The following is an 11,670-nucleotide window of genomic DNA, read 5'->3' as shown; positions in this document are numbered from 1 at the left end:
TCCGTGCCCATCCACGTCAGCCAGGAGCCGCCGGAGGGCCGGGCCGCGATCGCCATCGGCAGCCGGTCGGTGTCCCCTTCCTGCCCGTAGCCGATCACACCCGCTCCGAGTTCGACCTCAGTGACGGCCACCTTCGGCGAGTCGCCCGCGGGTCGATCGCAAGTGTCGTCGGACGAAGACGGGGAGGGCTCGTCCGCGCTCGGGGAAGCGGTGGCGGCCGCCACCGCTTCCGGCGCCGGCGAGCTGGATTCCGGTTCCTGCGGCGGCGGGCTCGGCTCGGTCGGGCCGGCGGTGTCGGCGTCCTGATCGGGCGCCGGCAGTCCTATTGAGGCGGCGAATGCGGTACCCGCCGTCAGGCTCACCACCGCGGCGGCGACTAGTGCGACGCGCCGCCAGTTCGGCAGGCGGAACTTGCGGTTCTTGGGAGGAGGAGATTGCGAAGGTGTACTCATGCCGGCTTCGTCCTAAAGTTCGCCACCGGCGACCCGATGTGTCGCCGACGTGGTCAAGGTCTTGATCGCAGACCTTACAGACCACACCGAGGTGTCCAACGTGATCCCCACCTGTCGCTCCACCTGCGGTTCTGCTTGCGCTGCTGCCACCTTGAGGTAACGGTCGGTGAGAGATCCGCATTCGCCCCGACCGTCGGCGGCGCCATCACCGGAACGGACGGATGTTGCGGTTGACGGTGAACAGGTTCTCCGGGTCGTACTCGGACTTGACTCGCCGGAGGCGCTCGTAGCCGTCGCCGTAGGCGTCCGCCGTTCTCGCGCTGTCGTCTTCGGCGAGCTGGAAGTTGACGTAATTGCCGCCGGTCGAGAAGGGCCTGATCCGCTCCCAGCCCTCGCGGACCTTCGCCACGATCCCGCCGCCGTCCTCAGACGGGCGCCAGGTCCCGGTGAACCCGCTGATGAACTCCGCGTCCCGGTTGCCGACCGCACCGCCGTCACGCTCCTCGTTCAGCGCGCCCCCGAGGTGGAAGACGATCGAGAACGACAAGGGCGACAGGACACCCTCGGCGGCGTCGCGGAACGTATCGAGGTACGCGCCGGACAGGCCGGGGAGGAACTCCGACTTCCAGTACTGGTGCATCCCCTTGGGTTCCAAGTGGTCGAGCATCGACTGCTGGGCGGAGTACGGCTGCTCTCCGATCACGTCGAACAGCGGCTCTCCGAGATCGCGGAGCGGCTCGAGATCCGCCTCGGCGTTCGGCCCGCAGTGGCATACGAGGATCCCCACGACAGGCTTGAAGTGCCACTCCTGCGGGACGAACGGCGCGGGCGGTGCCAGTCGGATCATCGCCGCCGCCGTCAGCGTTCGAGGCGCGGACGCGGTCAGCTCCATGTAGGTCGCGAGCACCTCGTCGGCCCGGTCGGCGCTCCAAGCGGTCAGGCCGCCGGTCACGAGCGGGCCGACCTCGTGCAGCCGGAACGTGAAGCGGGTGACGACGCCGAAGTTGCCGCCGCCTCCTCTGATCGCCCAGAACAGGTCCGCGTTCTCCTCCCGGTCGGCGGTCAGGATCTTCCCGTCCGCCGTGACGATCTCGACCTCCTCCAGGTTGTCCGCGGCCCAGCCGAACCGACGCGTCAGGTAGCCGAAGCCGCCGCCGAGGGTCAGTCCCGCGACGCCGGTGTCCGAGACGAACCCGAGTACGGAGGCGAGGCCGTGCGCCTGAGTCGCCCGGTCCACATCGCCCAGCAGGCAGCCCGCGCCGACGCGGGCGAGCCGGGCCACCGGGTCGACGGCGACCTCGCGCATGAGCGACATGTCGAGGGTCAGCCCGTCCTCGGCGATGGCCGTGCCGGCGATGTTGTGTCCTCCTCCCTTGACGCTCAGCAGCAGGCCGTGGTCGGCCGCGAAACGCACTGCCGCGGCGACGTCGCGGGCCGAGGCCGGCCGGGCGACCAGCGCCGGGGTCTTGGCGACCATGGCGTTCCAGACACCGACGGCCTCGTCCCAGCCGTCGTCTCCCGCCGTGAGCAGGCTGCCTTCGAGCATGGAGCCGAAGCGTTCGAGCCTGTCGGAGGTAAGGCCGACCCGGCCGCCGTCGAGACCGGCGACCTCGAAGGTCCGCGCGTTCATGCCGCCTCCTTGCGGTCGGAACGCCCGAGGGCGCCGCGCATCGCCTCCAGTAGGGCTTCGGGCTGCTCGGCGGCGGGGTCGTCGCGGCAGTCCTCGATGACGTGCAGCGGCCAGCCGTACTCGGCTCCGGCCGCCTCGGCCGTCTTCAGGCTCACCTGGAGGTCGTGCCGGCCGTGGACCAATATGGTCGGCACAGTGATCCGCCGCAGGTCGTCCTTCGGGATCGGAGGCACACCCAGGCGCGGCATCATGCGGCGAAGCGCCGTCTGCGTGGTCGAGCTGCGGGCGCATTCCACGGCGTACTCCTGCAACGGGCCCCAGTGGTCGCCTGTCCGCTCGCCGACTCGGTCGATGTCGAGGAAGCAGCGGTTGAACAGGCGGTCACGGCTGTGCGAGGTCGGGTGGGCGATGAAGCGAACCATGGGGATCGCGAAACTGGGCGCCGGGCGGAACCAGCCCAGGCCCATCGTGTCGACCAGGACCAGGTGGGCGAGCCGGTCGCCGTGGTCGGCCGCGTACCTGGCGGCGATGGACCCGCCGAGGAGGTGGCCTGCCAGCACCGGTTTCGACTCGCAGGTGCGGTCGATGAGGGCGTTGAGCCACGCAAGGACGGTCGCGGCGTCGAGTCGGCCCTCGCCGATCCCCGAGGCGCCGTGTCCGGGCAGGTCGGGGACGATGACACGGTGGTCTGCGACCAGGCCGGGTATGACGTTGGTCCAGACGGCGGCGAACTCGCCGTGGCCGTGCAGGAGCACGACTGGCGGGCCTTCACCTCCTTCGAGTACGGCGGTGGGCACCCCCGCCAGGTGCGGTCGGCTCTCGGTGAGCGGCATCGCGGCGAGGATTCGTTCGCGCGCGGACCGATCCGGGCGGGCGGCTTTCTCCTGCTTGTTCATGACGGCCTCCTCGGCTCGTGGTCATGAGTTCAGGATCGGCCGCGGGCGGGTGCGGGCGCATCGGCCGGATCAACCATTTCGCGGAGGCGGGGCCGCATGGGTGATCCGGTGCAGCCGGGCGTCAGACGAGCTCGTGTTCATAGGCGTACGCGGTGGCCGCGGCCCGCGAGGAGAGCCCCAGCTTGGTGAACATGTTGCTCAGGTGCCGGGCGACGGTCTTGTCGCTGATCACGAGCGTCTCGGCGATCTCCCGGTTCGTCGCGCCGGTCGCCACCAGCCGAAGCACCTCGAGCTCCCGGGGCGTCAGGCCTCCACTGCTCCGAAGCGCGGAGCGGCCCGCGAGCACCCGCGCCTGCTCCAGGGCCGGAGCCGCGCCCAGCTGCTCGAGGACCCGTCGGGCGGCGTCGAGTTCCATCTCGGCCGAGTCGTGGTCCCCCAGCCGCTCGCACGCCTCCGCCATCCGCAGCCGGACCCTGGCCGCCTCGTAGGGAGCCTCGAGTTCGTGCCAGGCCACCCAAGCGCCGCGCAGAGCGGCACAGGCCGCTCCGGCGTCGCCGCCCGCGAGCAGCACGGACCCGCGCGCGTAGCCGACGACGGCGCGCAGATACGGCGAGTCGAAGCGCGCGGCGATCGCGTCGAACTCCTCCACCGCAGCGCTCGCGTCCTCGACGCGGCCGACGGCGAGTTCGATCTCGACGTACGCGGCCAGCGACTTGGACCGCTCGACCGCTCCGTCGGCCTCGGTGATCGCCCGCTCGATGGCGGCGCGAGCGTCGTCGAGCCGCCCTTGCGCGAGGCGCAGCAGCGCCAGACCCGGTTGCAGGTGGTGGCCCCGGACGCCCGCCTCGCGGTAGCACCGTTCGGCTCGTGCGAACTCGCCGCGCAGCCGTAGCAGCTCGGCCTGCTGGTACAACGCCATGCCCAGGACAGGATCACCGGGAGGATCAGAGAGGTGCTCGCACGCCTGGAGCACCTCGTCCATCGCGTCGACCCATTCGCCGCGCAGCTGCATGATCTCGGAACGGTGCACCAGGCACTGGCCGCGGTAGGGCTTCAGGTCCTGCTGGGTGGCGCACCAGCGGCCCAGCGCCGCCGTCCACTCCTGCGCGCGGTGCAGGTCGAAGATCTCGCGGCAGGCCAGGACCGTGGCGCAGTAGACGATGCCGGCCGCGATCGCGGACACCTCGTCGGTCGTGATCGCGACCATCGCCTCGTCGAACATCGCCACGCCTTGCGACGCCAGTCCCTGCGCCACCAGCGCCTGGCCCTGCCCCAGCCTTCCGAGCGCTCTGAGGTCGGCGTCGTCGAACCGGTCTGCGAGAGCGGCGATCTCGACGAAGGCGCGGCGCGCGGCCTCGGCGTCGCGGTCGAGCGTCTGGAGCGCCTCTGGGATGCGCAGGTAGCCCCGTTCCACGCAGTCCAGGGACGCCTCGTCGAGCAGGCGCCGCGACCGCCCGAGCCATCCGCCGCCACGGGCGTTCTCACCGCGCTGGTGGAGGGTCAGCCCGAGCCAGAACGCGCACCGCGCCGCGGCCGCCGTCTCGCCGCGGCCCAAGTAGTCGTGATGCGCTCGCTCCCAGGCGCTGTCGGCCGCGTCGAAACGGCCGATGAGATAGGCGGCCCTCGCCAGTCTTTCGAGGTCGACGGCGTTGAGCGGGGACTGCCGGTCGGCATCGGACAGGTCCGTGTACGCGTCCCGCCACGCCAACTGCTCATAGGCCCGGCGGCCCCGCGTGATCGGATCGATGTCGGCCATCGGTGCTCCTATCGGGACGTGGTCGGTACACGTGGACCTCGGCGCCGCGGCGGATCGGCCGCGGTCAGCCGCGGAAGGCTTCGAGTTCCCCGCGGGGCACGTCGCGGCGGGAGCGTATGAGCTCCTCGACCTCGGGCATGCGGTCCCAGGTGTTGACGGCCATTCCGGCGACGACGCGGCCCTCGTCGGTCCAGAAGGCGACGAACTCGCGGTCGTCGAGCGAGCCACTCACCACGAGGGCGTCGGCGCTGTCAGGCTCGGCCACGAATCCCAGGTACTCCATGCCGAGGTCGTACTGGTCTGTGAAGAAGTACGGCAGCCGGTCGTAGGGCTCGTCCGAGCCGAGCATCGCCTTCGCCGCGTGGGGTCCGGTGTGGAGCGCCGTCTCCCAGTGCTCGACACGGAGCGGCCGTCCGTAGTGCGGAGACGGGATGCTCGCGATGTCGCCGGCGGCGAACACGTCGGGGTCGCTCGTGCGCAGGGCGACGTCGACGGCGACTCCGCCGCCCAGCTCCGGGGCCCGGAGCGTGAGACCGCCGGCGGCGGCGAGTCCCGTGTTGGGCACAGCGCCGACCGCGACGAGCACGGCGTCGGCCTCGACGGTGGCGCCGTCGGCGGTCTTGACGGCCGTGACCTGCCCCTGGGAGCCGATGAACTCCGTGGCTTCGGCGCCGCGGCGCAGTTCGACGCCGTGTTCGACGTGCAGTTGCGCGAACAGTTCGCCCATCCGTGGCCCGAGGACGCGGAGCGGCTGCTCTCCGCCCCCGAGAACGGTGACCTCGGCGCCCAGGTCGCGGGCGGAGGCGGCGACCTCCATGCCGATCCAGCCGTCGCCGACGACGGCTATTCGGCCCGAGCCGTCGCGCGCCGAGGCCCGCAGTGTGGCGGCGAGCAGGTCGGCGCCGTCGACGGTCCGCAGTGTCAACACGCCTTGCAGGTCACTGCCGGGCAGGGACAGGGGGCGGGGCTCGGAGCCGGTGGCCAGCAGGAGCTTGGAGTAGTCGAGGATGGCGCCGTCGGCGAGTGCCAGCCGGTGCGCGGCGGGGTCGAGCCCCACGGCGCCGATTCCGACGCGCACGTCGACCGAGTTGTCGGCGTACCAGCCGTCCTCTACCGGGAACAGCGCCGTCCGCTCGGCCTCGCCGCGCAGGTAGTCCTTGGACAAAGGCGGTCGCTCGTAGGGCCGGTGCGGTTCGGCGGTGACCACGACCAGGTCGCGCTCGTAGCCCTCTTCGCGCAGCGTCTTGGCGGCGTGCGCGGCGGCCAGGCCGCCTCCTACGATGACGAACGGTGCCTCGGCCATGAGTTCTCCCGCATCGGTGGGTCTTCGCGACGGTCAACGTCCATTCTTGCGCAACCGCCGCCGCAGGCCACCCGCAACGCGAATCCTTCGGGCGGTGTCAGGCGGTCTGGCGCTTGCGCAGCGAGTAGGCGCGAAGTGCCCCGCAGGAAGTCGATGTGGCGGAAGCCGGGCCAGAAGACATCGGTGAAGAACAGCTCCGACCGGGTGGTCTGCCAGGGCAGGAAGCTCGACATCCGGTGCTCGCCGCTGGTGCGGATCACCAGGTCCGGCTCGGGGAGCCCTGCGGTGTGCAGGTGCGCGGCGATCTCGCCGGGTCCGACTCGCTCGGCGGTGTCGGTGATGTCGCTGCCTTCCGCGATCTCGCTGTGGATGAGTGAGCGGACGGCGTCGACGATCTCCTCTTGCCCGTCGTAGCCGATCGCGACGGTCAGATGGTGGTCGAGCGAACGGCCCCTTGTGGCCTCATGTGCGCCCCGGAGTGCCTCGGCGGTGGCCTCGGGAAGGTGTTCGAGGTTCCCGGCCAGGTGAAGCCGCCAACGGTTGTCGGGCCGCATCAGGCGCTCGGCGATGACCCGTTCGACGAGGCCCATCAGGAAGTCGACCTCCGCGCCGCCTCGCTTGCGGAGGTTGTCGGACGAGGCGACGTATACCGAGGCGTGCCGGATACCGAGCCGCGCGCACCAGCCGAGGACCACGTCGAGGTGCTCGGCGCCGTAGCGGTGCCCGATGCTCGGGTTGTCGAAGCCCGCATCACGGGCCCAGCGGCGGTTGCCGTCCATGACCAACGCGATGTGCTCGGGAAGCCGGTCGCGGTCGAGTCCGCGCCGGAGCCACGCCTCGTACAACTTGTACATCCAAGTTGAAGTCACCCCGAAAGCATAATCGCCGTTTCCATATGGGGTTCAAAAGATCGCGACGAGGAACTCGTACGCGAGCCAGGCGGCGAAGACCAGGAGGATCATCCCGGAGGCGCGGTCGAACCAGACGCGGCGCTCCTTGGTCAGGAAGCGGCGCATGGTCGCCGCCGCTCCGGCCAGGAGCAGGAACCAGACCCAGGAGGCGCTCACGACGCCCGCCGCGAAGATAGCGCGGGTGGCGACGGCCTGCGCGGCGATCGCGGCGCCGAGCACGCCGACCGTGTCGAGGATGGCGTGGGGGTTCAGCAGCGACACCGCGGCGGTGCGGCGGAGCACCTGCGCGCGGGACCAGCTTCCGGATTCGTCGTCGAGATCGGCCGGCTCGGCGCGGAGCGAGCGGATGCCGAGGTAGACGAGAAAGGCCGCTCCGGCGGCGAGCATCGCCGGACGCAGACCGGGGATCGAGTGCAGCAGCGCCGAAGTGCCTGCCGCGCCGAGCACGATGAGCAGCGTGTCGCAGGCACCCGCCCCGGCTACGGCCCACAGGGCCCGAGGCATACCGAGATTGACACCCTGGCCGAACACGAATACGTTCTGCGCCCCGATCGGGACGATGAGAGCCAGCCCGAGGGCGAGGCCGGTGAGGAACGCTGCGGTCATCGCCGCCGAGCGTAGTGCGGCCCGTTGGCGCGCGGTCCCGCGGCCGGGCGCGGTCTGATGACGGGCCGGTTCCGCGGTACCTTCGTGAGGTGACCGCGCCCACCACTCCCGAGGCGGAGGCCGCGCGTTGGATCGCCGAGTCCGCCGCCGTCACCGTGCTGACCGGGGCCGGCGTCTCCACCGACTCCGGCATTCCCGACTTCCGCGGCCCGCAGGGCGTGTGGACGAAGAATCCGGCCGCGCAGCTCATGTTCACCATCGACAACTACGTGGCCGACGCCGAGGTGCGGCGCCGGGCGTGGCAGGCGAGGCTGACCAGCCCGGTCTGGTCGGCCGAGCCGAACGAGGCGCACCGGGCCCTGGTGGACCTCGAACGGGACGGACGGCTGCGCGCGATCGTGACCCAGAATGTAGACGGGCTGCACCAGGCGGCGGGCTCCCATCCGGAGCGGGTCATCGAGGTGCACGGCACTGCCCGCTGGGTGGAGTGCCTGGCGTGCGAACGCCGGTCGCCGATGGACGAGATTCTGCCGCGCATCGAGGCGGGCGAGGAGGATCCGTCCTGTATGGACTGCGGCGGGATACTGAAGTCGGCGACGATCTCCTTCGGCCAGGCGCTGCGACCCGAGGTGCTGCGCGAGGCGGCCGAGGCGAGCGTCGAATGCGACGTGTTCGTGGCGGTCGGCACCTCACTGAGCGTCTACCCGGCGGCCGGGCTGTGCGACGTCGCACTCGAAGCGGGCGCGAAGCTGGTCATCGTGAACGCCGAGCCAACGCCGTACGATGCGGTGGCGCACGCGGTGGTGCGCGAGCCGATCGGCGAGGTCCTCCCCCGCCTGCTCACGGCCTAGGCCATTGCGGACAGAGGTTGCAGGCCGTGTCTTCGCCGGAGAACGACGGAATGCCGCGCATACGGAGGAAGACCGGATCTGACGATACTGGACGACACAGCTGGTCAGGACCGAAGATTGGCATAGCCACAGAGGACGACCGACGGTAGCCTCAGATCATGGGGCTCACGCCGCATGGGGAGCGGGAGGGGATTCTATGGCGACCAAGCTGCTGGTCACGCTGCGCTATCGCGAGGAGGCCGAGGCGGTCCGCAGCAGCGGTGTCGAGATCCTCGCCGAGTATCCGGACTCGATGCTCGTCCGCTGCACCGACGACCAGGTCCGGCTGCTCGACGAGCGAGGCGTCGAGGCCACTCCCCTACCCGAGTCGCCTGTCCGGGTCAGCGGCGCCTCCTTCGCCTTCGCCGACGCCATCCACGCCCAGGAGTCCGTGGTCGTCGAGCCGCGCGCGGGGCGAACCGCTTACTACCTGGTCAAGCTCGTCGGCCCTCCGGCTGCCGGATGGCTCTCGGAGCTGGAGGAGTCCGGGGCCACGGTCCACGGCAACCTCCAGGGATTCACACTGCTCGTCGGCGTCCTGCCCGAGCTGGTGGAGGCGATCCGCTCGCGGCCCTGGGTCGAGGAGGTCACCCCGTTCCGGCCGACGATGAAGGTCTCGCCGAGGCTGCGCCGCAGCGCCGGGCGCGAGCTCGACGCCGATCACCTGGCCACCGAGGACGCCGAGGACTTCGGAGACGGCCGCACGCAGCTGGTGGAGGTCTCGGTGTTCCCCGGCGAGAGCACCGACGAGGTCGCCGGGCGTATCGTGGAAGAGGGCGGCCTCGTCATGACCAGGCTGCCGGGCTCGCTCGTTGCGAGCGTGCCGCGGTCGGCCATCGTGGAGCTGGCCGACCTTCAAGGCATCCAGGCCATCCTGCCGTTCGCTTACTCCCAGATGGAGAACGACAAGGCCCGCGCCATCATCGGCGTTCCGGAGGGCTACGCCTTCGGCGACACGGTGCTCAAGGGCGCCGGGCAGATCGTCGGCGTCGCCGACTCCGGGCTCGACACCGGCGACCCCGACACGATCCACCCCGACGTGCGCGGCCGCGTCGCAGGCATCGCCAGTTGGCCGGTGCGGGCGATCCTGGCGCCGTATGCGAACGACCCGCCAGAGCACGACGACGGCCCCGCCGATGTGGAGTCGGGGCATGGGACCCACGTGACCGGGTCGGTCCTCGGCGACGGAGCCGCCGCCGTGGCCTCCGCGAGCGCCGCGGTGGAAGCGAGGCCGGTGCCCGCGGGCGTCGCGCCCGAGGCCCAGGTGTATTTCCAGTCGATCGGCCAGACCGTACGCTGGAAATCCATTGAGGAGCTCGAAGAGGTGGGTCTGCGGCCCTTCCAGGAGCCGTGGCCGCCGCCGGCGAACAGCCTCTACGGCATCCCGCACGACATCACCGCGCTGTTCGCACAGGCTTATGAGGCCGGGGCGCGGGTCCACACCAACTCGTGGGGCGCGCCGGTCGACGGCGTCTACAACCAGAACGCCCGCGCGGTCGACGAGTTCATGTGGGCGCACCCGGACATGCTCATCCTCTTCGCCGCGGGCAACAGCGGCGTCGACGCTGACGCCGACGGCATGATCGACCCCGACTCGATCGGTGCGCCCGGGACGGCGAAGAACTGCCTCACCGTGGGCGCGAGCGAGAACGACCGCCCGAGCACCTCCGATCCGGTGCCGGGCGCCAACAGGGACTGGAAGGACATCGACCGGTACCCGAAGCTCGGGCCTGCGGGGCACGTCTCGGACGACCCGCACGGGATGGCCGCGTTCTCCTCCCGCGGGCCCACCGACGACCAACGGGTCAAGCCGGACGTGGTCGCGCCGGGCACGAACGTCCTGTCGATGCTGTCGTCGGTGTTCCCCGCAGACCGGGAGCCGCTGTGGGGCAGGCTCACCGAGGGGCACGCGCTGCGGCTCCACTACTGCTGGAGCGGCGGGACGAGCATGGCCACGCCGCTCGTCGCCGGGGCGGCGGCGCTGGTGCGCCAGTTCCTACTCGACCGGGACTGTCCCGAAGCCGGCCGGGGCCCGTCTTCGGCGCTGCTCAAGGCGGTCCTAGTCAACGGCGCGGTGCCGATGCGCGGGCAGTTCCCGGGAGAGGTCCCCGAGGGCACCAACAATGTCAGCGGTTTCGGGCGCGTCGATGTGCGCCGATCGGTCGCGCCGGAGCCGCTGCGGCGCCTGCTGTTCACCGACGAGCCGGAAGACGGCGTGTCAACCGGCCAGACGCGAACGTACCGGGTGCGGGCGGCCGGCACCGGAACACCCCTGAAGGCGACGCTCGTCTGGACCGACGCGCCCTCCCAGGTCGGCGCCGACGGCCTGGAGAACCGGCTCTACCTCAGAGTGCGCACCCCGGACGGCGAGGTCGTCGACGGGGACGTGAGCGCGTTCCCCGAGCCGGTCAACAACGTCCAGCAGGTAGTCATCGACGCTCCCGTGGAGGGCGGCGAGTACGAGGTGCGGGTCCACGGCGTCTCCGTGCCGCACCAGTCGCCGGGGGCGATCGAGGGAGCCGGTCCGCGCCAGGACTTCGCCGTTGCGGTGGCCGGCGCCGTCGCCGACGCCGGGTCCGGCCTGCGTTAGCGATTCGGATGGCGGCGAGACCCCGCCGCTCCCGCCTCATCGCAGGATCGGGAGCCGCCGGACCATGCCGAGGCTCTGCCACCGAGGGCCGAGGCCCCAACGGTCGCCCGCGTTGAGGGCCGCCAGCGCGATCATCGCGAGCGCGTAGAAGACATGAATGTCGACAATGGGGTTGGAGACGAGTGGCAGCATCGACATCCACATCGTCGCCATGAGGACGGTGCCGCCTATCGCCGCGAGGCGCAGTCCGATGCCGAGGGTGAGGGCGATGCCGAGGCCCGCCATGCCGCCCATGAAGAGCCATTCCGACCAGGCATGTCCTGCCATGGCGCGGAACAGTTCGCCGAAGGTGCCGTCGCGGCTGGCGAGGAACCCTGCTGTGGGACTGGCGCCGTCGATCCACGCCTGGTCGGCCGGGGTGCCGTAGCCGAGGCCGAAGGTCTTGTCGAGGAACGCCCAGAGGAAGACCCAGCCGAGGACGATGCGCACCGCCGCGACCGAGCGCGGCGGGCGTGCGGGCGGGTCCGGTTCGGCTGGGGCGGTGGTCTGAGCGGTGGTTGATGCACTGGTTGCCATGAGATTTCCCCTCGGGGGCGCGTGACGACGGCGGGGACCAGCGACCGGCGGCGCCTTCCG

General features: G+C 71.0%; 9 protein-coding genes and 1 pseudogene. 2 read left to right on the top strand and 8 right to left on the bottom strand.

Annotation, left to right across the window (positions count from 1 at the left end):
- The 7 genes and pseudogenes from L0U85_RS05300 to L0U85_RS05270 form a co-directional block, all read right to left on the bottom strand.
- Positions 1-452, bottom strand: a pseudogene (locus tag L0U85_RS05300) (hypothetical protein); the annotation flags it as partial.
- 205 nt (positions 453-657) lie between these two features.
- Positions 658-2,082, bottom strand: a complete 1,425-nt coding sequence (locus L0U85_RS05295) for an FAD-binding oxidoreductase (protein WP_241376711.1) — start codon at positions 2,080-2,082, stop codon at positions 658-660.
- On the bottom strand, positions 2,079-2,978 hold the full coding sequence (locus tag L0U85_RS05290) for an alpha/beta hydrolase (protein ID WP_241376710.1): 900 nt from the start codon (positions 2,976-2,978) through the stop codon (positions 2,079-2,081). Before L0U85_RS05290 ends, L0U85_RS05295 begins: the two co-directional genes overlap by 4 nt.
- 121 nt (positions 2,979-3,099) lie before the next feature.
- Positions 3,100-4,734 (bottom strand): LuxR family transcriptional regulator, encoded by a 1,635-nt coding sequence (locus L0U85_RS05285; protein ID WP_241376709.1) that lies wholly within the window; start codon positions 4,732-4,734, stop codon positions 3,100-3,102.
- A 64-nt stretch (positions 4,735-4,798) separates the two neighbouring features.
- Positions 4,799-6,037 (bottom strand): FAD-dependent oxidoreductase, encoded by a 1,239-nt coding sequence (locus L0U85_RS05280; protein WP_241376708.1) that lies wholly within the window; start codon positions 6,035-6,037, stop codon positions 4,799-4,801.
- On the bottom strand, positions 6,010-6,906 hold the full coding sequence (gene uppS, locus L0U85_RS05275; protein ID WP_241376707.1) for a polyprenyl diphosphate synthase: 897 nt from the start codon (positions 6,904-6,906) through the stop codon (positions 6,010-6,012). Before uppS ends, L0U85_RS05280 begins: the two co-directional genes overlap by 28 nt.
- 33 nt (positions 6,907-6,939) lie before the next feature.
- A complete protein-coding gene (locus tag L0U85_RS05270; protein WP_241376706.1) occupies positions 6,940-7,554 on the bottom strand; it encodes a LysE family transporter in 615 nt (204 codons plus the stop codon).
- An 89-nt stretch (positions 7,555-7,643) separates the two neighbouring features.
- On the opposite strand from L0U85_RS05270, the gene L0U85_RS05265 reads away from it, so the two are divergent.
- Both L0U85_RS05265 and L0U85_RS05260 read left to right on the top strand, forming a co-directional pair.
- Positions 7,644-8,405 carry a Sir2 family NAD-dependent protein deacetylase gene (locus L0U85_RS05265; RefSeq protein ID WP_241376705.1) on the top strand — a complete coding sequence of 254 codons (762 nt, stop codon included), beginning with the start codon at positions 7,644-7,646 and terminating at the stop codon, positions 8,403-8,405.
- 196 nt (positions 8,406-8,601) lie between these two features.
- Positions 8,602-11,034 (top strand): S8 family serine peptidase, encoded by a 2,433-nt coding sequence (locus L0U85_RS05260; RefSeq protein ID WP_241376704.1) that lies wholly within the window; start codon positions 8,602-8,604, stop codon positions 11,032-11,034.
- A 36-nt stretch (positions 11,035-11,070) separates the two neighbouring features.
- Here the strand turns inward: L0U85_RS05260 and L0U85_RS05255 are convergent, their stop codons facing one another.
- Positions 11,071-11,610: a hypothetical protein gene (locus L0U85_RS05255; protein WP_241376703.1), complete on the bottom strand. Its 540-nt coding sequence runs from the start codon at positions 11,608-11,610 to the stop codon at positions 11,071-11,073.
- Between the last annotated feature and the right edge of the window lie 60 nt (positions 11,611-11,670).

The sequence above is a fragment of the Glycomyces sp. L485 genome (assembly GCF_022548875.1).
Taxonomy (GTDB): domain Bacteria; phylum Actinomycetota; class Actinomycetes; order Mycobacteriales; family Micromonosporaceae; genus Glycomyces.
Note: the sequence above shows the minus strand (reverse complement) of the source record. Positions and strands in the feature narration are given on the sequence as shown.